The 22,270-nt window shown below is 59.0% G+C and carries 24 protein-coding genes and 1 rRNA gene; 13 read left to right on the top strand and 12 right to left on the bottom strand.

Going from position 1 to position 22,270, the window contains the following annotated elements:
• Window positions 1–37: 37 nt before the first annotated feature.
• A complete protein-coding gene (locus TPEN_RS03705) occupies window positions 38–1,015 on the top strand; it encodes a hypothetical protein (RefSeq protein WP_011752383.1) in 978 nt (325 codons plus the stop codon).
• 26 nt (window positions 1,016–1,041) lie between these two features.
• On the opposite strand, the gene TPEN_RS03710 is transcribed toward TPEN_RS03705, so the two are convergent.
• The 3 genes from TPEN_RS03710 to TPEN_RS03720 form a co-directional block, all read right to left on the bottom strand.
• Window positions 1,042–2,073, bottom strand: a complete 1,032-nt coding sequence (locus TPEN_RS03710; RefSeq protein ID WP_011752384.1) for a Gfo/Idh/MocA family protein — start codon at window positions 2,071–2,073, stop codon at window positions 1,042–1,044.
• A 129-nt stretch (window positions 2,074–2,202) separates the two neighbouring features.
• Window positions 2,203–2,319 (bottom strand): 5S ribosomal RNA (rrf, locus tag TPEN_RS03715).
• An 86-nt stretch (window positions 2,320–2,405) separates the two neighbouring features.
• Complete coding sequence (locus tag TPEN_RS03720) at window positions 2,406–3,569, bottom strand: geranylgeranyl reductase family protein (protein ID WP_011752385.1); 1,164 nt, start codon at window positions 3,567–3,569, stop codon at window positions 2,406–2,408.
• A gap of 54 nt (window positions 3,570–3,623) precedes the next feature.
• Between TPEN_RS03720 and TPEN_RS03725 the strand changes: the two genes are divergently transcribed.
• A complete protein-coding gene (locus TPEN_RS03725; protein ID WP_052885111.1) occupies window positions 3,624–4,058 on the top strand; it encodes a winged helix-turn-helix transcriptional regulator in 435 nt (144 codons plus the stop codon).
• On the opposite strand, the gene TPEN_RS03730 is transcribed toward TPEN_RS03725, so the two are convergent.
• Genes TPEN_RS03730 through TPEN_RS03750 form a run of 5 tightly spaced genes read right to left on the bottom strand, consistent with a single transcriptional unit; the run spans window position 4,050 to window position 10,064 of the window.
• A complete protein-coding gene (locus TPEN_RS03730; protein ID WP_011752387.1) occupies window positions 4,050–5,105 on the bottom strand; it encodes an ATP-binding protein in 1,056 nt (351 codons plus the stop codon). The genes TPEN_RS03725 and TPEN_RS03730 overlap by 9 nt on opposite strands.
• Window positions 5,102–6,166 (bottom strand): hypothetical protein, encoded by a 1,065-nt coding sequence (locus TPEN_RS03735; RefSeq protein ID WP_011752388.1) that lies wholly within the window; start codon window positions 6,164–6,166, stop codon window positions 5,102–5,104. The genes TPEN_RS03730 and TPEN_RS03735 overlap by 4 nt, the downstream gene beginning before the upstream one ends.
• Window positions 6,159–8,756 (bottom strand): hypothetical protein, encoded by a 2,598-nt coding sequence (locus TPEN_RS03740; protein ID WP_011752389.1) that lies wholly within the window; start codon window positions 8,754–8,756, stop codon window positions 6,159–6,161. The genes TPEN_RS03735 and TPEN_RS03740 overlap by 8 nt, the downstream gene beginning before the upstream one ends.
• Window positions 8,753–9,526: a hypothetical protein gene (locus tag TPEN_RS03745; RefSeq protein WP_011752390.1), complete on the bottom strand. Its 774-nt coding sequence runs from the start codon at window positions 9,524–9,526 to the stop codon at window positions 8,753–8,755. The genes TPEN_RS03740 and TPEN_RS03745 overlap by 4 nt, the downstream gene beginning before the upstream one ends.
• 13 nt (window positions 9,527–9,539) lie before the next feature.
• The gene (locus tag TPEN_RS03750; protein WP_011752391.1) at window positions 9,540–10,064 is read right to left on the bottom strand and encodes a hypothetical protein; all 525 of its coding nucleotides are present in this window, start codon (window positions 10,062–10,064) and stop codon (window positions 9,540–9,542) included.
• A gap of 121 nt (window positions 10,065–10,185) precedes the next feature.
• Between TPEN_RS03750 and TPEN_RS03755 the strand changes: the two genes are divergently transcribed.
• The 5 genes from TPEN_RS03755 (at window position 10,186) to TPEN_RS03775 (ending at window position 14,197) form a co-directional block, all read left to right on the top strand.
• Window positions 10,186–10,878: a ParA family protein gene (locus TPEN_RS03755; RefSeq protein WP_187146354.1), complete on the top strand. Its 693-nt coding sequence runs from the start codon at window positions 10,186–10,188 to the stop codon at window positions 10,876–10,878.
• Window positions 10,875–11,231, top strand: a complete 357-nt coding sequence (locus TPEN_RS03760) for a hypothetical protein (protein ID WP_011752393.1) — start codon at window positions 10,875–10,877, stop codon at window positions 11,229–11,231. Before TPEN_RS03755 ends, TPEN_RS03760 begins: the two co-directional genes overlap by 4 nt.
• The gene (locus TPEN_RS03765; RefSeq protein WP_011752394.1) at window positions 11,228–12,406 is read left to right on the top strand and encodes an ATPase, T2SS/T4P/T4SS family; all 1,179 of its coding nucleotides are present in this window, start codon (window positions 11,228–11,230) and stop codon (window positions 12,404–12,406) included. The genes TPEN_RS03760 and TPEN_RS03765 overlap by 4 nt, the downstream gene beginning before the upstream one ends.
• Window positions 12,396–13,811, top strand: coding sequence for a helicase C-terminal domain-containing protein (locus tag TPEN_RS03770; protein ID WP_011752395.1), 1,416 nt, complete (start codon window positions 12,396–12,398; stop codon window positions 13,809–13,811). The genes TPEN_RS03765 and TPEN_RS03770 overlap by 11 nt, the downstream gene beginning before the upstream one ends.
• Window positions 13,812–13,897: 86 nt before the next feature.
• Window positions 13,898–14,197, top strand: coding sequence for a hypothetical protein (locus TPEN_RS03775; protein WP_052885113.1), 300 nt, complete (start codon window positions 13,898–13,900; stop codon window positions 14,195–14,197).
• A gap of 5 nt (window positions 14,198–14,202) precedes the next feature.
• Here TPEN_RS03775 and TPEN_RS03780 read toward each other — a convergent pair whose 3' ends face one another.
• Window positions 14,203–14,700, bottom strand: coding sequence for a hypothetical protein (locus TPEN_RS03780; RefSeq protein ID WP_011752397.1), 498 nt, complete (start codon window positions 14,698–14,700; stop codon window positions 14,203–14,205).
• 1 nt (window position 14,701) lies between these two features.
• On the bottom strand, window positions 14,702–15,484 hold the full coding sequence (locus tag TPEN_RS03785) for a hypothetical protein (protein WP_011752398.1): 783 nt from the start codon (window positions 15,482–15,484) through the stop codon (window positions 14,702–14,704).
• Window positions 15,485–15,639: 155 nt separating this feature from the next.
• On the opposite strand from TPEN_RS03785, the gene TPEN_RS03790 reads away from it, so the two are divergent.
• The 4 genes from TPEN_RS03790 (at window position 15,640) to TPEN_RS03805 (ending at window position 18,234) form a co-directional block, all read left to right on the top strand.
• Window positions 15,640–15,861, top strand: coding sequence for a hypothetical protein (locus tag TPEN_RS03790; protein ID WP_052885114.1), 222 nt, complete (start codon window positions 15,640–15,642; stop codon window positions 15,859–15,861).
• A complete protein-coding gene (locus TPEN_RS03795; protein WP_011752399.1) occupies window positions 15,839–17,299 on the top strand; it encodes a hypothetical protein in 1,461 nt (486 codons plus the stop codon). The genes TPEN_RS03790 and TPEN_RS03795 overlap by 23 nt, the downstream gene beginning before the upstream one ends.
• An 85-nt stretch (window positions 17,300–17,384) precedes the next feature.
• Window positions 17,385–17,714 (top strand): hypothetical protein, encoded by a 330-nt coding sequence (locus TPEN_RS03800; RefSeq protein ID WP_011752400.1) that lies wholly within the window; start codon window positions 17,385–17,387, stop codon window positions 17,712–17,714.
• 46 nt (window positions 17,715–17,760) lie between these two features.
• Window positions 17,761–18,234 carry a ribosomal protein L13e gene (locus TPEN_RS03805; protein ID WP_011752401.1) on the top strand — a complete coding sequence of 158 codons (474 nt, stop codon included), beginning with the start codon at window positions 17,761–17,763 and terminating at the stop codon, window positions 18,232–18,234.
• 117 nt (window positions 18,235–18,351) lie between these two features.
• Here TPEN_RS03805 and TPEN_RS03810 read toward each other — a convergent pair whose 3' ends face one another.
• The gene (locus TPEN_RS03810) at window positions 18,352–18,540 is read right to left on the bottom strand and encodes a TFIIB-type zinc finger domain-containing protein (protein WP_011752402.1); all 189 of its coding nucleotides are present in this window, start codon (window positions 18,538–18,540) and stop codon (window positions 18,352–18,354) included.
• A gap of 95 nt (window positions 18,541–18,635) precedes the next feature.
• On the opposite strand from TPEN_RS03810, the gene TPEN_RS03815 reads away from it, so the two are divergent.
• Window positions 18,636–18,977, top strand: coding sequence for a U6 snRNA-associated Sm-like protein LSm6 (locus TPEN_RS03815; RefSeq protein ID WP_245534185.1), 342 nt, complete (start codon window positions 18,636–18,638; stop codon window positions 18,975–18,977).
• A gap of 35 nt (window positions 18,978–19,012) precedes the next feature.
• The gene (locus TPEN_RS03820) at window positions 19,013–20,233 is read left to right on the top strand and encodes a methionine adenosyltransferase (RefSeq protein ID WP_011752404.1); all 1,221 of its coding nucleotides are present in this window, start codon (window positions 19,013–19,015) and stop codon (window positions 20,231–20,233) included.
• On the opposite strand, the gene TPEN_RS03825 is transcribed toward TPEN_RS03820, so the two are convergent.
• Window positions 20,230–22,218 carry a DUF460 domain-containing protein gene (locus tag TPEN_RS03825; protein ID WP_011752405.1) on the bottom strand — a complete coding sequence of 663 codons (1,989 nt, stop codon included), beginning with the start codon at window positions 22,216–22,218 and terminating at the stop codon, window positions 20,230–20,232. The two genes, TPEN_RS03820 and TPEN_RS03825, sit on opposite strands and share 4 nt — an antisense overlap.
• Window positions 22,219–22,270: the final 52 nt, after the last annotated feature.

A 22,270-nucleotide genomic window follows, 5' to 3' on the forward strand; every position in this document is an offset into this window, starting at 1 on the left:
AAATACCTTTTTACTGTTCCCTTTCACGATAGTTAGGATGACCTGCGTACGAGTGTCGGGCTCTGGGTACTTCGCTCTCTCCATGCTTTACTGGCTTAGGAAGGTCTCGCCGCGATTAAGAGTTTACCTGGAGGGCTCCAGCCTCTCGGGTGTCTCCACCCCAAGGTCTCTGAGAATGCTTGCGCTCGGCGTAGAGGGACGTGAAGCGAGTATAGAGTCGTTGCTTCGGCTCTTCTACCCGGATCTCGCCTGGAAAAGTTCTCCGCTGGAACCATGCTACGAGGTAATCGTGGAAGAGCCGTCGGTTAACGGAGTGAAGCTTTCGAGCATCTACGCCGAAAATCACCGCTTAACACCGGGCACCGTTGCTCCTCCTTGCGCACAGGCGGCCCAGCTCGCTATATACGCGAGGAGGCTTGGGGCACCGTTAAGGCTACGCGGAAGAGTCGCAGAGGTCTTCGAGGAAGACGCTTTAAGCTTACTGAACAAGTTGCTGGGCAACTACGGGCTTTTAACCGAGGAACCTGGATCGGTTGATCGAAGCGCGTGCCTGCCCGGTTCTCTCGTCTTCAGGACACCGACCGGTGAAGAGGAGAGGTTCAGCGTTTACCCCTTCTTCGACGAGAACATCGAGCAGTATGCAGCCTACCTAGCTTTCAGAATAGCCGGGTACGAAGACCTGGTGGGACGGCCGGAGCCCCTGGTGCTGTTAGAGGATCCGGGGAACAACGTTCTACTTTACGTGTACGAGTCCCCAGGGGATACTTCTGTCAAGACGCAGGTGGAGGGTGGATGGTGCAGGGTATCCGCCTCCAGCGATTCGAGGCGAGTAGCGGGGATTCAATGCTGTGCAGCTCCGCGCGTAGACTTATTTGAGAAGGTTTTCTCGCTACTCTTGGACGGACGAGACATCTGTAGCTTTATGCCGTTCCTGGCGGCTACGCGTTCACCGCTATTACGGGAAAGCAGGTACCTTAGGTCCCTGCTAGCTCTCTTCTTCAAGGTGTGCCTGTAGCGCGCCGAGGGGTAAGGCTGCGGAGGCTAGCTACTAAGCTTCTCGATCTCGTCCCACCCGATCGGTACAGGTACACCCTTAGATGCCGACTCGAGGGCTTTGACCACGCATTTAAGTGCCACGTAGCCTGCTAGCCCGTCTACGCGCGGCTTTCCTCCCAGCTTTACGGCCTCTAGGAAGTCTATAAGCTCTGCCTTCAGGGGCTCTTCCTGGAGGTACGAGACTTCCACGTAGCTTTCTTCCGCGAAGACAGGCACTCTGAGAGAGTCTCGGGGGAGCTCCTGGACCCCTCTGTCCACCACTATCCTGCGTAGAATGTAGTCTACCCTTATCACAGAGTCGGGTAGCCTTATAGTGAGGCTCCTGTGCTTGTAGCTGGGAACAGTCCTCCAGCTCGCGCTCAGCGTTGCAATCCTCCTTTGAGAGTATTCGTAGAGTGCCGTGACTTCTACCTCGAAGGGGAAGTCTCCTCCGTCGATCTTGTAGGCGAAAACTCTTCCCGGGGGCTCGCCGAGAAACATGTTCACAACGTCCACGTCGTGTACGAGCAGGTCATGGGCTACCCCGAGGTTAAGCGTATATTCCCTCGCGGGCCCCGGGCCCAGCCTCTTCGACTCCATGCTTAGGATTTCTTTTCCGCGGACAGCCGCGTACGCCGCGCCAACCACAGGGTTAAACCTCTCTATGTGTCCTACGGCGAGCCTCCTTCCAAGCTTCCTCGATAGCTCCACGAGCCTGTACCCTTCGTCGAGGGTGGCCGCTAGCGGTTTTTCGACGAGCACATCGGCGTAGTTGAGTAGCTTCGAGGCCACTTCGAAGTGGTACACCGTAGGCACAGCGACGACTGCGGCGTCGAGGTCTTTCTCGTCTTTCACTAGCTCCTCGACCGAGGAGTAGTACGCGTCCACGGCGAACTGCTTTGCAACGCTACTCGCGCGAGCCTCGTCCGCATCTACTACCACGATTCTCCCAACAAGCGACCCTCTAAGCGATGAAAGCACCCTGACGTGGTTTCTACCCCATCTCCCAACGCCCACTACGGCAACGTTCACACCCATCGAGGTCGGATGGGCACGTTACAAAGAAAAATGTGTTTCGCAACAGAAAAGGTGTGTGAGCATCGCACACGGAGGGTACAGCTACTTCTAGACCACGCCGCTCTTACATGGAATCATGCGCAACAGAAGATGCCCCACCACGGCGCTTTCCCGGGGCCGCAGACCCCAGTACTCGCGACCGCGTCGGTGGCTTAGCTTCCGGGATCTGACGAGACCGGGCGTTGCCCACCGACTATGGGCGGGGCGTGAAAAGGCTTGCATGTCTAGCATATAAGCATTTTTATGAAGTTTTAGGAAAAAATGCCGGGTTAAATTTCAATACTTCGCGTGCTTTACGATAGAAGCGCTTTAGCTAGTTTAATGCTGAAGATGGGGTGTTTTAGAAGTTTCAACGCAACTGATGCTACGTTCTCTCCGTTTGCAAGGTTCACTACGTCTTGCGGGGAGAGGATTTCTGCCAGCTGGTTTAGCTCTTCGTCGGACATTTTCTCGATTGCGTGAAGCCCTTTGAGGCTGTCGCGTATTCTCTTGCCCCAGTACTCGTTGTAAAGCTTCTTGTACTCTTCGAGCCTCTTCTTCGAGAGGTCTCCCTCTGCGAGAGCCTTTGATGCTACCTCGGCTGCTATCTTCCCTCCGGCTATCGAGGTGTGTATGCCTCCCCCGGTAAGCGGGATGACCTGCCCGGCTGCCTCGCCTACGAGCATCGCGTGCTCGGATACTATTTCGCTGAGCATGCCGCCTATGGTCACTGCCGCGCCTCTGAACTCGAGTATCCTCGCCTTCCCGAAGATGCTTGGATTGTTCTTTATGAACTTGTCTAGGTAAGCCTTCGGCGAAGCCCCCTGAACGCCTATCCCGACGTTCGCGAGCCTACCGTCTTTCGGGAAAATCCAGACGTAGCCTTTCGGCGCGACCTCGTTTCCTAGGAAGAAGTACGTCATGTCCGGGTCTTCGAGCTCCACGTTGGGCATAACGTACTGAACCGTCGGTATCACTCTCCTCTCTCCGGGCTTCTCGAGCCCGAGGGCTTTCGCCGTGTAGGAGAGGTATCCGTCAGCACCCACAAGTAGCCTTGCCTCCAACTCTACTGTGCGGGCTCTCACGGTCCAGTGCCCGTTTTTGAACACCACCTCTTTGACGGGCTCTTTCATGTATATGTCTGCGCCGTAGCTAGCGGCATACTCGCCCATCACCCTTAGGAAGTTTCTCTTATCGATCACGTAGCCTAGCTCTCCCTCCTCCTTTATGACGACCTTCCTCCCGTTCGGCGCTACAACGACAGCGCCTTTGATAGCGTGGGAGACGAACCTCTGCGTATCGGATCTGTTTATCTCGGCGGTTTGAAGCACTCTCGCGCTTATCCCTTCTCCGCAGGGCTTCACGGCTAGCGTTTCGTTCTTCTCTAGAACGGCTACGCGGAAGCCTTTCGAGGCAAGTACTCTCGCAAACATCAGCCCGGCCGGTCCGGCGCCGACGACAGCCGCGTCGTACTGCATACTCGGATCGGTATACTTTTTAAACCGGGGGATATAAATTTTCCTTTGATGCTTATGGGGGAGAGTGGACTCTGGGAGGAGGTCGAGAAGAAGGTTTCGAGAGTAATTGAGGGTGTGGAGGCTACTCTGAGGGAATTCGTGGAGCGCGAGAACTTATCCGTTGCAGACGCTAAGAGGATTCTCGAAGAACTGGCTCCTAGCTTCTCGCTACTCGCGAAGAAGGGCGTGCTGGAAGTTCTCTACACGCTGCTCCTCCTCGGTCCCCTCTCTTTCACCAGGATACTGGAATCCACAGGCCTCAACAGGCGTACGCTTTCGACTAGGTTGAAACAGCTACAATCGGAGGGGCTGGTAGTCAAGGTGCGCGAAGAGGGGGTCGAGGGTTCTTCGAGATATGCGCTCACAGAGGCTGGTAAGGCGACCGCCCTGCTTGCAATCCCGCTCATCTACTACATTTCGAAGCAGAAGAGGAGGGGCGACCTACGATAACGCCGAAGAGTGTAGCTCGAGGTGGATCCTGCGGGGCCTGGGGTCTCCCTGCCTCACGAGGAGCGCGTTGCCCCGGGCGCTGTAGAGTAGGTGGTCGTAGTCGAGCCTCGTCAACTGCACCACGCGCGCAACGTCTAGGACGAAGCTCTCGGGGCCGGAGAGGACTACGAGGAAGCCCGCGAGCTGGTACACTCTTGGGTCCATCTCCCGGGGGAGCTGCGTTACTGCTAGTAACCCCCACCCGTACTTCCTAACTTGCTTGAATAGGGAGAGGATGTAGTCTTTGACTAAGTGGGCCTCTTCGAGTACTACCAGGTGCTCCAGTCTGTGTCTAGCACCTTTAGTCCTCATGTAGCCTTCGAGGAGCAGTAAGAGTATCTGCGAGCTGAGGGCCAGGAACTCCCTCGAGACCAGCGCCGGGTAGTAGAAGTAAACGTCCCTAGTGAGCTCCGCGATCGATGCCCCCTCATTGGAGTGGATTCTCGACAGGTCGTCGTATATCCTGAGGAGGTTCGGATCCTCCTTGGACACTTTCTCGAAGAACTCTAGGCTTCCCTCCTCGAAGCACCTCTTTAGGATCTCCCTGAGGATGCTCCTATAGCCGGGAAAGCCGTAGATAGCCTCGATGTACCTGCTCAGCTCCGAGGCCAGCTCGCTGGCCCCCCACCCCGGCGCTTCGAGAACGTTCACCCTGAAGTCGCCGAGCCCGAAAGACCTCTCGAAGAGCTTCCTGTAAGTAGCCTCGGAGTGAGGGTCGATGACCCACGACGTGACGCCCAGCCTCCTCGCTTCGAGCATAATGTGCCTCGCTAGGCTCGACTTCCCGCTCCCAGTGGTCCCCAGGATGACCCCGTGCATATTCGGTAGCTTTTCGGGGTTCAAGTACACGTTTCTTCCTCTATCGTCCCTGCCCAGGAAGAGCCCCCCGCTTTCCTCCGAGGGTGGCAGGACTGCGAAGGGGCTTAGGATTGCGAGGTCTCCCGTTAGCGCGTAGATTCGCCTACCGGCGGCGGCTCGCAGTAACCTGTACGCCAAGCCCGAGGTCATAGCAACGCACCCAGCGAGAACAGGCTCTTCCTGAAAGAGAACCCAGCTGCGGCGAGCGTCCTCGCGGTGTCGGCAGGCGCTACGAGCAAGCCCTCCACGAGGTAAAGAGCTTCCTCTCTCTCCCACCGTCTACGGGCGGCCGCGAAGAACTTCGAGCTCTCGTGAATCCAGGACAGCTTGTCGAAAGCTGTACCGAACTCGTACGTCCTGTAGGCTTGAGTATCTATGCTACGCTCTAGCTCCGCGTCGGCTCGTTTCACGCGGAGGACAAGGAGCACGCTGTCCGCTAGGCTGTACACGAGTTGCGCCCGGGAGAAAACGTCGCTCATCGAGGTATACGTATAGAAGCTCGTCACGGAGTCCAGGGAAAACACCTCTCGGCCTTTTGGCACGGAGTAGCCCCTCATACCGTCGGGCAGAGAGGCCAGCAGTAGAGCTAGGGAGGCGGGGGCTAGGAAGGGTAACTTCCACAGCGCCACGACACCTCCGGTGAACGCGAGCACCCTTCTGAAGAGCCCGCCGCGCACCTCTCTCAGGAAGTCCGGCCTCAGCAAGGAGTATACCTCGCGTCCGCTCAGAGCCCTAAACGAGCAACCCGAAACTGCGAGAGCCCTCCTCACCCTTTCAAGCGAGCTGGCAACGACTTCTACTGCCCCTTCAAGCCTCTCGTCACACCCCCTCACTAAGAGGTAGTAGCTACCCGAGCGCACGACGAGGTAGTAGTCTGCGTTGCCGGCGAGCGCCAGCGTAAGTAGTCGGGACGCCGAGAACCAGAAGCCGCGCTCAACCATATCGTAGACACCGTGCCTGCAGTCTACAACCTCGAACCCCGCGTAGAGGCAGACGAACCTCCCTACCTTTGCCCTGCAGTAGTTCTCCTCGGTCAAAAGCGGCGGCAAGGGGAAACCGCCGTGAACGAACACCTTCGCGACGGCGAACACTTCGGGGTATACCAGGAGAAGCCCGCTCGCTATCAGCAGCGCTCCGTACGTCTTGGCTTCGCCGCCTTGCATGAAGAAAAACCCGGCGGCTATGAGAAGCCCGGCGAGCCTCCTACGCACGGCTAGCCCCCTCTCGCCCCTCCCATTCCTTCTTTATCTTCTCCCAGAGGTTGCTCGGAGGACCCTTCTCGAGTAGGCTCAGCGGACTATCCGAGTAGAGTAGCTTCTTAATGTACCTGGCCTCCTTGCCCGCATACTCCTCGAGCCTGTCGAGGGCCTTTATCCTTAAAAGTGTGTTGATATTGGAGAGGAGCAACGGAGTGTCCGGTAGCACCAGCTCCTCCCTAAGCGCTTCGAGTGCGGCTTTATCCTTGACCACGTCTAGAACAGCGCTGCCAACCTCTCGCGCGCCTCGCGCCCTAGCGATCTTCGCCAGTATCTCGTCGATAAGCTTTACCGCTCTTTCTCCGCCGGGCTTCGATAACAGCCTAGCCTTTGTTCTCTCTAGGTAGTGAGTGGCTACTTCTTTCATTGCCGGGAGGAGTATTTTGTCGTACTCCGGGAAGTACCTCGCTATGACCTCCTCGTTGTGGTACATCTTCCACGGCGGTAACCTTCTCAGCCTGTAGTCGTACCCTCTGAGCACCCAGGGTACCAGGCTGAGCCCGTCCCTAATCCTAACGCCTAGCCAGAAAGCCTCAGGGCTCGCCAGGGCTTTGCGTATAGCTTTGATCGCGAGGGAGCCCGGCTTCTGGCTGAGTACGTACTCGAGTTTCCCCAGCTTTTTGCCTAGCCTATCCAGTCTCTCGGCCCTGTCGGCACGCCACCTGTCCAGCTCGACTATGGCTAGGTTGTCGGCGATGGCTTTCCCCATGTGGAGCAGGGAGGGGATAGGCCTTTTCGACAGGTACTTCGGGACCTCCCTCAGAGACTTCTCGACTACTCTTCCAAGGATTCTAGACGGACTTCTAGGCCTCATCATTGATATCTCCAGGAGCATGATCTCCGAGGGCCTGTGCGCCCCCTCCTTCTTCGAGATTTGGGAGAGGAAGTACGCGAACGCGGGGCGTGAAGCGCTCCTTAAGGGAGCGGCGAGCGAGCCCAGGGTTCTCGTTAAGCTCGTCGAGGCGAGCCCCGCGGAGAGCAGGAGTAGCCCGGCGCCCACCGCTACTACGAGGAGGTACGCGTTGTACAGTGTCCCTGCAAGGTCTAGGATCCCTCCGAGCGCCTCCTCTACGCGCGTCCGGAGAGCCTCTACCTGTAGCCAGCTGGAGACAAAGGTGGGCGCCGAGCTCGCGTTCCAGGAGCCTAGCCCGTAGAACCTAACCCTCGGGGCGCCCTGATCGGAGGAGCCAGTGCAATTCCCCGTCCAGGTTCTAATGCGTACGCTGTAGGTCGTGAAGCTCGGCTTCTGCGTTTTCAGCAGTAGCTTGTCGAGCTTGTCGCTGGGGATACTAAGCGATAACCGCTTCACCCAGGCATTGTACGCTTCGACCCACGCTTCAAAGGCGCCTGCATCTATCTCCGAGCCGGGAGGACCGCCCCCCGCGACCGTGTACGAGAGGTACCAGCAGGATCTATTCCCCGCCGCCGCGCTTCCGTTCACGTAGAGGACGTCGAACCCTCCTCCCCTGGCGTAAAACTCGAACTCCCGGAGCTCTGGTTGAAGCTCGAACTCAACCCACCCGTTACCCTCGGACGAGGGGCTCAGCGCGGAGGCGCCGTGATAGCCGACAACATGCCCCGAAGTCCCCCCACTACGGTGGATAACGTTGACGGGGAGCCACACGAGGAGAGTAATTGTGCAGTTGGGTTCTACACGTGTACGCGCAGGGCTTACGTAGCAGTTACAGAAGGAGCCCGGCGTTGGATCGAAGCAACAACCGTGGAGCGAGAAGTTCGCCCAGTAGTTGGCAACCCAGAGAAAGGTGTAGTTACCGGCGGGCACCGGGACTCGCTCGCCGCTACGCGCTCTGAGCACGATTCTCGAGCCAGACGTGTCGGTCGCAGCAACGAGGACTACGTCGGGTATGCTCTTAAGGGAGAGGTCGCGAACGTCGAACTCGAAGTACCCTATCTCGCGTGTATAGTTGAGCGGGGGGAGCGGCGTCCCACAGTGCTTCACCCCGGAGAGGGAGAAGGGGAGGATAACGGTAACCGTTACTAGCAGCGCGGCGATAGGCAGGGTGACTTTCCTGAGGCGGGGCACGGAGATAGAGAGTATCAGGGCCTTCGTGTAGTCCCTTAATTGCAACGAAGCAACTAGAAGTGAATGGGCTACTCTTAGGAGGAGCCACGCGGTCCCCAGGATTGTGGCTATGTTCTCCAGGGGTCCTATCACTAAGTGTCTAACAGGGTCGAAGTACTGGAGGGCCTCGGAAGCCTCGGGAAGCCCCAGCGCTATAGCTAGGCTTACCGCCACGTCTACTACCGCCACTGCCCCTAGAGTGGAGAGGACGGACCTGTAATACGCCCACAGGCTCCTGGATAGGCTTTCAACGTGCCTAAAGGACTCATCGAGTGCCACCCTGGAGTAATAGGAGTAGAGCCCCAGAAGCGCTAGGGAGAGCGCCTGGAAGAGGGCTAGCTCTGCTACCTCTCTGGAGATGGCTGAGACGGCCTTGCTGCGCCTCTGCGTAGCGTAGTAGTAGAGCGTCTCGAAGGCTATGATTGCAATGGCGATCCCGGCCCACTCGGTGTCTCCAATCATACCCTGACGAACCCGACGAATACTGAGTCGAAGGCCGAGGCGAGCCCCACGCCGCCTACAGTTGCGAGAGCGAAGGCTAGGGACGTGAGGGTCAGCGCCTTTCCCAGGAGCACAGCGTTCTCCCCGGCTACACCGGCTACGTTGACCCAGTCAAGAGGGCTCGACGCGCTGGGAACCCTTACCCCTCTGAGTGCGTCTGATGTTACCTGGAGGGAGTATGCCATGGCTATCGCCGTGGAGAGGTAGATGGAGAGAAGCGAGGCTCCGAGTCTTCGAAGCCTGGGTATAGGCATTAGCGCCGCGCCGAACGCAAAGAGGTAGGGAGATACTATAGAGAAAGCCTCGGCAGCGAAAGAGAGATGCATATACACTATAGCTACTATTCCGAGCTCCGCGGTCGACCACCCGGTAGCGCCACCGAGGACGCTGGCTAGGGGGCTTGTCACAGGTGTACTTGCCAGCAGTGCTCTCTCGGCCTCGACGAACAAAACTGTATCGACGGCCTTCCTGCTGGCTTCCCAGAAGGTCTCGGAGGCTCTACGGGCGCACGCGCTGACGTCTGCGCTGCTCCAGAGGTTGAGCTGGACACCGGCTAGTGTTGCGATCTGCGAGGAAACGCCGAGTATCACGTGGACGACGACCACGAAGGCCGCGCTGAGAGCAGCGTCTTCGAAGAACCTTAGGGACTCCGAACGCCGTCCCAAGAACCAGTAGAGAAGCCCCACCGCAGCGTAGAGACCCGCGCCCACGGCAGCAGTCAGGGCTTCCATTGGAAGTCATCCCTTAGGAGCCGGAAAGCGCCGAGAGTACTATCTGCCACCCCCTCTGGAGGAGAGAGTTCAGTATGTCCGCGACCTGGGAGACCTCCTGTATGCCGATACCCTTCATTATCTGAACCGAGAGGAAGATTATCGGGATAATGGCCAGAGTCTCGGCGGCTTTGAGGAACTTCCCCACAGCTAGGCTCCTCCCAAAACTCCCTCCGGTAAACCATGAGAGGAGCGCATCCACGATTATTAAGGCGAAGCCTATAATGCCGATGCCAAATGCTATTGCAAGGAAAACGGCGACGGCATCTCTGAACGGCCTAAAGATATTCGAAACAACCTCTTCGGCGCTCGTAAATGCGGTCGTCGAGGATTGCAAGACCAGTAGAAGGGCTACAGTCCGCGAGTCACCTCTCAGAACCCTCTCCAGGACTTTTCCCGCCTCGCGCCAACCAGCCTCTCCGTCTTCCCTGAGTCTCTTCACGTTGCGCATTACCCACTCCCAAACGATCTTCACAGCTAGAAGCCTCAGTGTCTTCAAGCGTAACCCCCGTTACTCTCTTCGAGTAACTTTTAATGCGCTGGAATAGCGACCCGCGCCTTTTCCACGATAAAAGCTTGTGGAAAGGATGTGGGGGGCTATGGCTGTTAGGGTGGCTTTTGTGAGTGGTTCGAAGGGGGGTACGGGTAAGAGTGTGCTTTCGAGCTTGGCTTCCTTCGAGCTCGCGTCTATGGGTAGGAAGGTCCTCCTAGTCGACCTCGGGGAGCTGGGTAGTAGTACGCAGCTGTGCCTCGCGGAGGACCCGGGACCCCCCTACCTCTCAGACTTCTTCCAGGGCAAGGCTTCCTGGCGGGATGTCATTGTGGCGAGCCCCTGGGAGAAGCTCTTCGTAGCGCCCTCCTCGAAGCAGCAGGGACCCGTGGACGCCGATAGCCTTGAGTACCTCTTGGAGGCTGTCGACGGGTACGTGGACTTCGTTGTTCTCGATATGCCGGCTTACCCGGGGACTCTCTACGACCCCGTAGCCGCCCTCGCCGAGGTACTCGCGCTGGTAATGAACCCCGACAAGCTCTCCTTCTCCGCTGTAGGCGGCTGGTACGTGGGCAGGGAGTTTGCTAGGAGGAAGCTGGCGCTACCGGTACTCAACAAGTACCACCCCGTGATGTCCCCCTGGCTTGACAGGCTACGCGAATACTTCGGAGCAGTTTTCACGGTAAGCTTCGACCCCGCGCTAACCTTCGCCTACACTGAGACGATAGCAGACGCCCACAAACACCTCTCAAAGAAAACAAGAGAAGAAGTAAAGCTACTCGTACAAAGGCTCGACAAGCCTCTCTTGAAGGTGACGAGATGAGCCAGCCCAGAAGACCTTTCGCCCAGCAGAGAGGCGAAGACGAGAGGCAAGGCAAGCCATCGCTACCAGTCCCGCGCGTAGAGGTAGAGGAGGCGCGCCCCCCGAAGCCCGCCGACGCAGAAGAGGAGCTCGTTAGGCGCGGCGTGGAGGGTTTAAAGGCCGTATTGGACGCCGTAGGCCTGGACCCGGGAATAGCCGAGAAGGTTAAGGAGAAGCTCCGGAGCATAGCGGACGAGGTTGCGCGGATAAACGAAAGGATCAGCGCGCTGGAGCAGGAAAGAGGCAGGCTTCTCGCAGAGAGGGAGAGGCTTCTCAGGCTTCTCAAAGCTTTCTCAGAGGTGAGAGCACAGTGAGGCTTCCAAGGCTCTTCAGGGGGAACGCGAAGCGCGAAGAGGAGCTTGTAAGCGTAAGTGAAGCTCTGCCGCCGGACGCCAGGCTGGTAGACAAGAACGAGTTCGGCGCTCTCTTCATCAAGAACGACACTTTACTGGTTCTGCCCTTCAGGCGGCACGAGGTCTGGGGAGCTTTCGCGCCAATCTTTACAAGCAGTAAAGTGGAAGAAGCCTGGATCTTCGAGGGTAGAGGGGTCGTCACGCTACGCGGCGTCGGGAGGGTGAGCTTCCCGGCAGACTCGGTCCCGGACTCCTTAGAAGAGCTTGTAACCAGAATCATAGCGGCGAGCGGGGTGAACGTCTCCCTGAGGAATCCGAGAGGCGTAGCTGACATCGGAGAGTGGCGCGTAGCGATACAAGTCCAGTCAGGGGGTCAGCTCCACCTCGTCGCGACGCGAGTAACCAGCGTCCCTCCCCTCGAGGAGGTCGTCCCGCCCCTTCTCGCAACTAGGCTCGTGCTACTGCTGGTTCGCCCATCCACGGTCGTGATAACGGGGCCTCCGGGAAGCGGAAAAACCACCGTGCTCTCCGCGCTTGTAAAGGCGGTCGCGGACTTTTTCCCCTGGCTGCACATCGCGATAGTCGAGAAGTACAGGGAGCTCAGTTTCAGAGGGGGCTGGTTCACGCAGGTAGTCTCGGAAAACCTAGCCGAGGGCGTTAGGTACGCTATGCGCTACCTCAGACCAGACCTCCTCGTTGTCGGGGAGATACTGGCCGAAGACTTTTGGAGCCTACTAGAGCCGACTCGCGCGGGCATCCCCACCGTGACGACCTTCCATGCGCCCTCGGCACAGAGAGCCCTCAAGTCTCTCTCGGATGCCCTTAGGGTTCACCTGGGGGGAGCGACGAACGTGCTCAACTACCTTGACGTCCTCGTAGTAACGTCTAAGGTTATAACGTCGAGCGGAGTCTCGAGGGGGGTAAGCGCGGTCTACCTTTCCGACGGGCAACGCCTAGTGCCGGTCTACCTCGAAGGGGAGCACGCCGAGGAGGATCTCTTCAAAAAGGCTCTGCCCGACAAGCTCTACGTGGGCGACCTAGTCAACGTAGAGAAGACTTTAAGAGAGAGGTTCAGGCCGGACGAAGCCCAAGCGAGCTTCCTAAAGGAGCTCGCGGCGCTTTCCCTTGAACGTTGAAGACTTCTTCAAGAAAGCAGGTCTGACGCCCCGCCCTTTACAGCTCGAGACGGCTAGGGAGCTCGCCTCCCAGCTACCCGGAAACGTCGGGCTCGAAGCGCCCCCCGGTTGGGGGAAGACTATCGCAGTCCTCGCGGCGCTAGCCTCCGCGGGCGCCCTCCCAGCGGTGTGGAGGGTCAGAACCTACCCGCAGGCGCGGAGGATCTCGGAAGACGTTGCCGTCGCGAACCTCAAGCCCTTCGTAGCTGGCGGCCGCGAGAGGACGTGCCCCCTCGCGGGCGAGTTGAGGGCTAACGTGCACCACTACTGCAGGTACCTGAAGCACAAGTGCCCCTACTTCAAGTTGCTCGTGGAGTCTCCGGTGCGACTAGGCTACGTGCCGTCGTACGAAGACCTGCCACCCGAGGTCTGCCGCTACTACCTACAGGAGAACGTGGGAGCGGACGTCTACATAGCCACGTACAACACGGGGCTCAACTTCGGCGGAGTACAGACCGTGGTCGACGAGGCCCACAACGCCGTCTCGGTGCAGTCCATGCCACTCTCAAAACTGAGAGAGGGGCTAGCCGAGCTGGCACAAGTTGCCGGTAGCGAGGAGCTCCTCGACAAAGTCGAGAAGTTTGACGTCGTGACCAACGTCCGGGTATACCTAGAGGAGCTTACAGCCGCGCTCGTCGAGGCGCTTGAGAAGGGCGCAAGACCGAGAAGCGCACCCAAAGTGTTAAGCTTCATACGTGAGGCACCCTTCCTGTGGAGGGAGGGAGAGGAGGTCTACACGCTGAAAGTCTACAGGCCTAGAGGGCCCTCGCTCTACGTATCGGCAACGCTCACCCCCGTGGCGCACGTATTCAACGTACCAGTGGTCTCAGTGCCGTGGCAGAAGAAATACACGGCCGCCATTACCACGTGGCTCACAACGGCGTACAGAGAGTACGGACCACCCCTAGCCAGGGAGTACAACAACCTCCTGTTCTTCCTGAGGCGCTTTTTCGACAGGATACTCGTTTTCGCGACGTCAAGGGTCGCCAAGACCCTTTCAGCCGACACTACGAACCCTGAGGAATGGAACAGAGGCGTACTGTTGTTGTTATCCCACGGGAGGTACGCTGAAGGCGTAGACCTACCCGCCGACTGCGTCGTCATGGCGGGAGCCCCCTACCTACCCCCGTACGTGTCAGCAAGACTGGCGGCTGTGGGGCTAAAGCCGGACGACGTTGTGGCTATAACGACGGTGCAGAACGTGGGGCGGGCTACGAGGACGCCATCAGCGTCACCCTTCATCGTACTCGCCGATGAGCGCTACGCGCGCCTCTCGATCCCGTACTTCGACGTAGTTGAAGTTCACAGCTTGAAGGATCTCGAAGCAATAATCACCAAGCTGGTACGCGTACATGCCACGCAGTAGTCTATTCTCCGCAAACCACGCGTGCGTCGTGCGCTATGCGAAAAGCATTTTTACGCGTGCGAAAGGAGGCTTGGGTTAGGATCGATATGAGTAGCGACGGGTCTCTATGCATGGTTGAGGGTTGCTCGGCGGGGGCAGACATACTCTTAGAGGTCAGAGGCCAGCAACTACTTTTGTGTAAAACGCACTTCAAGGATCTTGTCTCAAGGCTAGCGAAGGCGGCGGAGAAGGAGGGGAAAGCCTCTCTTCTAAGGTTGAAGGTTCAGAAAACCAGCGACGGGAAGGTCCGCCTGCTCATAAGGAGGAAGGTCTCAAGGGCTACGAAGAAGTCTGAGAGGAAGACACGCAAGAAGAGCAGAAAGAAGGGTAAATCGCGCTCGAAGTAACTTCGTCAGCTATGTAGCAACTCGAGTAGTTGTTCTAGCGTGCTCCTGATAGCGTTGTAGGCAGTCTCTCCTATCACGCCTCTCTCGAACGCTTTCTTCAAGGTCTCCTGCTTGGAGGCAACGTCCTCCTCCGTCAACCCTAGGGGTAGCCCTGCCCTCTTGCTGTGGGTGAGGCTCCTAAGCGTGAACTCTTCGAGCGCAACCCAGAGGCTCTCCACCTCCCCCCTAAGCTTTTCAACCTCCGACTCCAGCTCTCCTATCTTCTTCTCGGCCTTCTCCTTGTCCACAAGCCCCAGCTCGACTTTGAGCTTCAACTCTTCCAAGGCCTTGAGGTCGGACTCAAGCTTTGCCTTAAGCTCGCTCAGCTCGCTCAGGAGGTCCAGCTTCGACAACTCCCATTCGCGGACGGCGGCCTTCACCGACTCCACGTACTCGCCCCAGAGGTCGTCGGCCTTGTCGTAGAGCCCTTTAAGCCTCTCTATTACAGGCGCCAGGCCACTCAACCTACTCCACCTCCTCCTTTATCTTTTCGAGGCGCTTAATCCTTTCCTCAAGCTCGCTCCTAAGCTTCTCGTAGACCTCCTCGGAAATACCGCCCGACTTAAACCTCTCCTCGAGCTTTGCGAGCGCCACCTTGAGCTTCGCTATCTCCGGCTTCACCTCGGCGACCTTTACCCTCTTGAAGTGCGGGAGAACAACCCTGTCCAGGTCCGCCAACACCCTGCTAAGCTCCTCCCTCTCCTTGTTCTTCTCGGCGAGTCTCCTCTCGAGGCTTGCCTTCAACTCCCCATACTCCTCCTCGCCGATAACCCCTGACTCGCGCATTTTTTCAAGCCTCTCCAGCTCGTCGACGTACGCCGTTATCGTGGCATCCACCCCGGCGAGCTCTCTGGATATCCTCTCCCTAACGTCCTCCCACCTCTCGACAACCTCCCTCGCAGCCCTGTCGTACTCTTCCCAAATTCTCGCCAGCTCTCCAGCCCTCTCAATCAGAGCCTCCGCCTCGGAGACCAAGCTTGCATGCTCCTCCGCAGCGACGGGGGGAGCCGGAGCGACGGCCGCAGTCTCCCGAGGAGTTTCCGGAGGCTTAGCCTCTACGGGGACAACCACCTCTTCGGCTTTCGGCTTAGCCTCCTCAGCTTTCTTTGCCTGCTGGTAGTAAGGGCACTCCCAGTACTCGAGTAGGCATGGCATGAACGCGGGATCGACTTCCGCTCCGCCAGCATACCTACAGTAGAACTTACCGCGCTGATCCTTGTAGAGCCCTGGGCAAACCTCCCTCGCCATGCGACTCCTGACTAAGACAGCATGCAATCTAATATTTGTAGCGCACACGAGGAGGGAGCCGGGCGACTCTTCCTGATCGTTTTCCGCTTAAAGGTCACGCGTACAAAAAACCGATACCCTTAACTCTGAGGGGTTTTTCGTTTTGGCGAGGACGCATGTCTGAGGCTTACTGCAAGTACTACGTCCACACGGCGCGCGGGCAGCGTTGCGCCTTTATAGGCGTACGCGAGTGGCGTTTAACATCGGAAAAGTACCTCGAGTTCTGCAAGAAGGGGGGCGCCGGGTGCCCGGTCCTCGCCAGTATAAACGCCCGTGTCGCGTCGCACGTGAACGGCTTCCTGAAGGTAGGTGAGAATGTCCTGTTTAAGGAAGGCTGAATACCTCTACGCCCTGGGAGTCTCGTTGCTGGCCGGCGGGTGGGCGGCGAGGCTGTACCTCGACGGAAGGCTGGAGTATGCTTCTCCCGTGCTTCTGGCTTTACCCCTTCTCCTCTTGCTCTCCGTCTCAGCGAGCCTGAGGAGGTTTAGGGGCAAGCGTCTAGCGATAGTCGCGGCGACCTCCGCCTCTATTTCTGCCCCCGTGCTCCTCGTCTCGGCGGCTTTGTTGCAGAGCTACACCAAGGAGGGGCGCTACCCCTCCCCGTTTATAGACGAGATGCTCAGGAACATGGGGGACGGCTTCTTCCTAGTGGCGCTCGCCATCACGACCGCTGTCTCGGCGGCGAGCCTGGCGCTCTTCAAAGCCCTGGTAACCCCCGAGATCCGCGCATTCAGAAAGGAGGGCGGAAGACCCCTCGTAGAGGAGCTTGTCGAAGCCCCGCAGAACGCGTATGCCTACTCGGCTATCGTTGCAGGCCTACTGCTGGGGTACTTCCAGCCCCTATCACTCCCAGCCCTATCCGTCATGCCGGTCCTCCTCATGCAACCCCTGCCGATCCAGCTCTCAGCGTTTACAGGCTCCCTTCTAGCCTTCCTCGGGGTGAGCGTAGACCCCGTCCTAACAGTGGCGGCTCTCGCACTGTACACGGAGGCCTGGAAGCGCATCTGGGGCGTTAAGACGAGCAGGGGGGCCGCCGTGATCATAAGCGCCGGGCTCTACGTACTCGCCGGGATGCTCTCGTTCTTCACGCTGTTCGGGGCAGGCTTCGTCTTTTACCAGGCTGTCTTCGCGGTCCTCGTCCTCGCGGCAGGCTACCTGTTAACATCGATGGAGGCGAGAGGCGTGCTCGCCACGCCCGCCATGGTACTCGCTCTCTCCAACCTATACTTGAGGGCCCCCCTCTCGCCGGTGAGCCTCGAGCCGCTCCTCCCCCTCGTAGTCGCCTCCTCGTGGATGGCGATACCGGCGTTCTACAGCGAGCTTTCATCGGAGGGGCTAGCAGAGGATGAGGAATGCTCCAGCCTACCCGTCCAGGCGATATCCGTAGCGGTCCCCGCAACACTGGTAACGCTGCTTTACCTCAGCACCGGCTACTCCCCCCAGGTCCTCCGCGTCTCCGCGCAACCGAGCTACACCGTACTGAGCTACGCTTTGCCAGTAGTAGCCCTCCTAGCGTCCACCGTGCAACAGGTAGCCTCCAAGCGTGCAGTCCCCGGCCTCGTCGAACCCGCGCTCCTGATGTTCCTACACCCGGCGGGCCTGGCCTTCTCGTTACTCGTACCTAGGGAGGACGCCGCTCCGCTAGCCCTCGCCGCCGCACTTTTAGCCGTGCTCCACGTAGCCCTCTCGAAACACGGGAAAACGTACAGGGAGGTTGCCTCGCTGTTCATGGTCGGAGTAGCTCTAGGCGTGGTTGCACGTCTCCTCGCAGGCTAAAGCTTAGACTGTCGCGATTCTCGGCAATCTCGTCGCGCGCTAAGCAAAAATACTTCGTAGTGTTTTAGGCTGTCGCGGGATAGGCATGTTCATCAGAAGGGAAGACGCCGTTAGGGAGGCCTCTAGCTACCTCGTAAAAGCGATACTCGTCAACTCTATCGCAGTGTTCATACCGCCCCTCTACATATTCTTCTCTGGCCACATAGGTCCCGACACGATTGTGGCGCTGGCATTCCTTGCGGTCTCGATAGCATCCCTCCTCCTCATATACTACGTGCGCAGGGCTGTCGAGGACTACTCCATATCGTCGGCTCTCAGCGTAGCCCCGCTTGCAGTAGCGCTCGGCTACGTAGGCGGGCTCGTTGTGACGGGTTTTCTCGTTCAGAAAGCTCAGAAGGCGCTGAAGACCGTTTAAAAGAAAAAATTTATCAATCGTCTAGGGGGAAAAGTCGGGGGTCGCCATGTCCGGACAACAATCCGTGCAACCACCCGAGCCCATCGTGAACGCTGTGAAGCTACGCAGGTACGGCGGAGTCCCCCCTAGGCCTCTAAAGGTAGGCAGGGGTTTCAGCGAAGGAGAGGTTAAAGCCCTGGGGCTCACAGTAAAGGAAGCAAGGCTACTCGGCATCTACGTCGACGAGCGGAGAAAGACCGTGCACCCAGAGAACGTCGAGGCTCTGCGAAGCTGGCTCAAAGCACTCAAGGAGCACCTCGAGAGCGGGGGCGAGCTTCCTGAGCCAACGTTGCCGAAAAAGATCATCGTGAAGCCGGACATCCACAGGGTATTCAAGGGTAAAACGATGGCCGGGAGGAGGGCGCGCGGCCTTCTCTCGGTAAAGTACCGCTACACGCACCACTACAAGTGGAAGAAGAAGCAGCGCGAAAGGCTACTGAAGAAGAGGCACGAGGCTACGAGGCACAAAGGAGGAGACTAGCCCACGCAACCGGGCACGTTATAGAAGCTAGTATATTACGCCTAGCTTCTAGCTCTTACACCTTTCCACCAGGCTTCTCCGACAACACGAAGCTGACTAATGCTTCTGCAACGAGACCTAGCGCAAGTCGCCTATATACTTCTTTACGTACTCCTCGACTATCTTCTCCGAGTGCTCGATGACGAGCCTGGAGCCGCACTTAAAGCAGTAGTACTTTCCCTCTATCTTCGCGAAAACATCCCTGCTACCGCATACAGAGCACCGAGGCTCCGGTCCCGCCACCCGGCTCTCCGAAGTAGCGCTCATAGCCTCAAACCTAGACGACCATCTCTGCCTAGGGATAAACGTTTCGTTCGTAAAGCTCCGGTAACTTTATAAGCTCTAGCTGGGCGAAGTGCTTGATGTCCATACAGGTAAGAGGTCAAGGAAGAACGAGGTTCATGCAGCCCATCGAGCACCTCAGGAATCAGAGCGGGAAAGGAGTCTTCGTGAAGCTAAAGGATGGTAGCGAGTACATGGGGAAGTTGCGCATGACGGACGCCGCCATGAACCTAGTGCTAGACGACGCAAAGGAGCTCACAGAGACAAACAAGGTTGTCGCGCAGCTAGGCACCGTGTTCATACGTGGTAGCAACCTTCTCTTCGTGTCGCTGGAGCCTGAGAAAGTCACATTCTTCGAGCCCCAACAGGAGCAGCGGGGGCAGGCACGAGAGGAAGATATGAACGACAGTAATTCACAGTAAACATTATAAGTTGACGGCAAGCCCCCCTGTTCTTGATGAGCGCGAAGAACATAGTTGTTGAGAAATCGAGCTACATCCCGCCGAGCAGGCTCCCCGTAGAGATAGTGGAGCGGAAGGGGACGGGCCACCCAGACTACATTGCAGACTCCATTTCGGAGGCAGCGAGCAGGGAGCTATCAAGGTACTACCTAGAGCACTACGGGGCAATACTACACCACAACCTCGACAAGGTTCTAGTCGTCGGGGGACAGTCTAGCCCCAGGTTCGGGGGCGGGGAGGTAGTCCAGCCCATATACATACTCGTATCCGGGAGAGCGACCACGGAGGTAGTCTCGGAAGGAGGCAGGGAGAGCGTGCCCGTCGGCCCGATCATACTCAAGGCGACCCGCGACTGGATAAAGAGCAACATCAGGTTCCTGGACCCCGATACCCACGTCATCGTAGACTACAGGGTAGGCAAGGGCTCCGCAGACCTCGTGGACATATACAACCGCAGGGGGAGCTATCCCGGGGCGAACGACACCTCGATGGGTATAGGCTACGCACCCCTCTCGCCGACCGAGAGAGCCGTCCTGGAGACCGAGAGGTTGCTGAACTCCGAGAAGGTTAAGAAGGAGCTACCGGCCGTCGGGGAGGACGTAAAGGTCATGGGGGTCAGGAAGGGCAACAAGCTAACGCTCACGGTCGCCATGGCCGTGATATCGAGGTTCGTCCACAGCACCGAGGAGTACCTCTCCCTGAAGGAGGAGGTGAAAAAGCTCGTAAAGGAGCACGCCGCTAGCATCACGGATCTAGACGTGGAAGTCTACGTAAACACGGGCGACGACCCCTCCAGGGGGGACAAGGGAGGGCTCTACCTCACGGTCACGGGGACCTCGGCCGAGCACGGAGACGACGGGGCCACGGGGAGGGGTAACAGGGCGAACGGGCTCATAACGCCCTTCAGACCTATGTCCCTGGAGGCGACCGCAGGCAAGAACCCCGTCAGCCACATAGGGAAGCTGTACAACGTCGTAGCTTTCCAGGCGGCAAGCGAGATATGCGGGTTAGACCACGTCAACGAGGTCTACATCAAGCTGATAAGCCAGATAGGGAAGCCGATAAACCAGCCTCTACTAGCCTACATAGCCATAAACGCCCCCGACGACGTCCTCGCCCGCGTAAAGCACCAGGCAGAGGAAGTTCTAGCAAAGCACCTAGACAGGATAAACGTGCTCTGGGAAAGCATACTGAAGGGAAACGTGTCCCTGTTCTAGAGGCGCCCGGCGGAAAGCCCCTCCAACTCCCTCTTTCTCTGCAACCTGTAGTCCTCCAGGAGGCGCCTAAGCCTCTCCTTATCGGCGTCGCGCGAAGCAGTGGCGGCGCCGAGCGCTGTCTCGGCAGGCACGAAGACGAAGGGTCCAACCTCGGCTAAAGGCTTAACCTCTCCGAGGGCGACCGGAACCACGCCGAGCGGGAGCCTCTCGGCGGCCCCGCGCGCCGCCCCCTCGAAGAAGGCGATGAGATGAGAGCCCGGCGGCTTCAGCTCCTCGAGAACCCTCCTCAGGGAGTCGGACGGCAACTGCTTGTCAACGTAGACCGCCGGAACCCTCGCGGCGCCACGTTCGAGGACGTAGGAAAGCCTCACCGCGACTACCGCCTCCCCGGAGAGGTAGGAGAGCAACGCGTCGCCCAGGGACTCCAGCGCCCTCTCCTTTTCTGCTAGCTCCCTCCTGAAGGAGTCTAGCTCCGACTGGAGTAGCTCTATCCTCGCCCGGAGCTTCGCGTACTCCGACTCGAGGCCCCTCGCGACCTCCCTAGCCCTCAGCAGCCCCCTAAGCGCCTCCTCGCTCCTCCTAGCCCTCTCCTCCGCCTCCTCAAGCCTCCGCCTAAGCTCGACGTTCTCCCGGAGGAGCTCCGAGAGGGCGCGCCGTACCTCCTCCAGCTCCTCCTCGACCCTCCGGGGCTCCTCCGCCTCCTTCTGGAGCTCGATCCTCGGGATCTTCACCCCCACCTGCCTCCTCAGAGCCTCCTCGACGGCGAGGGCCACGGGCTTACCCTTTACCGCGAGGAGCTTCGCCTCGTCCAGGGAGAACGGCACCCCGTACCTAGCAGCCTCCCTCTCCACCTCCTCGAAGAGCTCCCTGTAGGACAGGAAAGCCTTGTAGGCGGCGGCTAGGGAGTCCCTCTCGTGGGAAGTCCTAAGCCTCACCCCCTGCTGCCCCGCGGCCTCCAGCGCGAGCCTCCGCTTCTCCTCCACGCTCAGCGAGCGGCTGGGGACGTACAGCACGGCGCCGAGCGTCGACGCCAGCTTCTTCACGTAGGCGGGTGGAGGGTTAACGTCCGTCGCGACTATAGCCGGCCTCCCGAAGCCGTAGAGCTCCCTGACGAGCTGCCCCCTGCCGAGGAGCCTCCTGCTGTCGACCGCGAGCACCCTCCCGGAGAAGTCCAGCACGGCGAAGCCCGTGGCCATCCCCGGGTCGACGCCCACTATGAGGAGGCGCTCCTGGGAGAGCGCCCTGTGGAGCCTGGAGCCCAGGGGCCTGAACTCCACCCTATCCCTCCTCGCAGGCTCCACCCTGACGAAGAGGTCGTGCCCCTCCTCGCTCTTAACGACGCCGTTGAGTTCCTCGCGCGGCGCGTACACGATGAACGTCGCGCCGACGAGCCCCTCCCCGCTCTTCCTGGGGAAAACGTCGAAGTCGAGCCCCTTTCTCTGTAGCGCCTCCGCTATCTCCCTAACCTTCCGCTTCACGAGGACCTCGATGCCCCTCTTGAACCTCTCCCTGCTCATCCCTCCCTGCCCGGGCACCCTGCCGCGGCCAACGTGCACCACCGTCTCGTCGTGAAAGACGAGGACCTCGCTACCGACGCCGGCGTACGCGAGTAGGGCGCACGCCTCCGCCGTCCCGAGGGGGTCGAGCCTACCCCTACACAGCCCCGTAACGGCGCAGAGGGTCTCGACGCTAACCTCCTCGCCGTTGACGACTGTCACCTGGATCAGGCGCGGCGGCCTCCCCGGGAACAGCCTCAAGAACTCCGCGAGCCCCTCCACGGTGGGCGCCAGCTCGAACACGTTGTCCAGCGCCAGCGCCTCGACCCCGCCCGAGGTGGCGAGCCTCACGACGTCCTCTAGGGAGGCTTCCCGAACCCTCTGCTCCACCCTGCCGTCCACCAGGAGCACGGCGGCGAAGAGGTGTTGCCTCCCGAGGGGAGAGCTACCCGGCAGTATATCCAGCCCTAGCACCCGCCTGAACGCCACAGCCCCGACAAGAGTTAGCCCCCCGCTCCCCGATATATACCTGACGCGCGCT

The organism is Thermofilum pendens Hrk 5 (assembly GCF_000015225.1).
GTDB lineage: Archaea > Thermoproteota > Thermoprotei > Thermofilales > Thermofilaceae > Thermofilum > Thermofilum pendens.

Bases quoted from the DNA above. Each gene is read 5' to 3' on its own strand.
- TPEN_RS03705 (WP_011752383.1), top strand. From the start codon at position 38: ATGACCTGCGTACGAGTGTCGGGCTCTGGGTACTTCGCTCTCTCCATG.
- TPEN_RS03710 (WP_011752384.1), bottom strand. From the start codon at position 2,073: ATGGGTGTGAACGTTGCCGTAGTGGGCGTTGGGAGATGGGGTAGAAAC.
- TPEN_RS03720 (WP_011752385.1), bottom strand. From the start codon at position 3,569: ATGCAGTACGACGCGGCTGTCGTCGGCGCCGGACCGGCCGGGCTGATG.
- TPEN_RS03725 (WP_052885111.1), top strand. From the start codon at position 3,624: ATGGGGGAGAGTGGACTCTGGGAGGAGGTCGAGAAGAAGGTTTCGAGA.
- TPEN_RS03730 (WP_011752387.1), bottom strand. From the start codon at position 5,105: ATGACCTCGGGCTTGGCGTACAGGTTACTGCGAGCCGCCGCCGGTAGG.
- TPEN_RS03740 (WP_011752389.1), bottom strand. From the start codon at position 8,756: ATGATTGGAGACACCGAGTGGGCCGGGATCGCCATTGCAATCATAGCC.
- TPEN_RS03745 (WP_011752390.1), bottom strand. From the start codon at position 9,526: ATGGAAGCCCTGACTGCTGCCGTGGGCGCGGGTCTCTACGCTGCGGTG.
- TPEN_RS03760 (WP_011752393.1), top strand. From the start codon at position 10,875: ATGAGCCAGCCCAGAAGACCTTTCGCCCAGCAGAGAGGCGAAGACGAG.
- TPEN_RS03775 (WP_052885113.1), top strand. From the start codon at position 13,898: ATGAGTAGCGACGGGTCTCTATGCATGGTTGAGGGTTGCTCGGCGGGG.
- TPEN_RS03785 (WP_011752398.1), bottom strand. From the start codon at position 15,484: ATGGCGAGGGAGGTTTGCCCAGGGCTCTACAAGGATCAGCGCGGTAAG.
- TPEN_RS03790 (WP_052885114.1), top strand. From the start codon at position 15,640: ATGTCTGAGGCTTACTGCAAGTACTACGTCCACACGGCGCGCGGGCAG.
- TPEN_RS03795 (WP_011752399.1), top strand. From the start codon at position 15,839: ATGTCCTGTTTAAGGAAGGCTGAATACCTCTACGCCCTGGGAGTCTCG.
- TPEN_RS03800 (WP_011752400.1), top strand. From the start codon at position 17,385: ATGTTCATCAGAAGGGAAGACGCCGTTAGGGAGGCCTCTAGCTACCTC.
- TPEN_RS03805 (WP_011752401.1), top strand. From the start codon at position 17,761: ATGTCCGGACAACAATCCGTGCAACCACCCGAGCCCATCGTGAACGCT.
- TPEN_RS03810 (WP_011752402.1), bottom strand. From the start codon at position 18,540: ATGAGCGCTACTTCGGAGAGCCGGGTGGCGGGACCGGAGCCTCGGTGC.
- TPEN_RS03815 (WP_245534185.1), top strand. From the start codon at position 18,636: ATGTCCATACAGGTAAGAGGTCAAGGAAGAACGAGGTTCATGCAGCCC.
- TPEN_RS03820 (WP_011752404.1), top strand. From the start codon at position 19,013: ATGAGCGCGAAGAACATAGTTGTTGAGAAATCGAGCTACATCCCGCCG.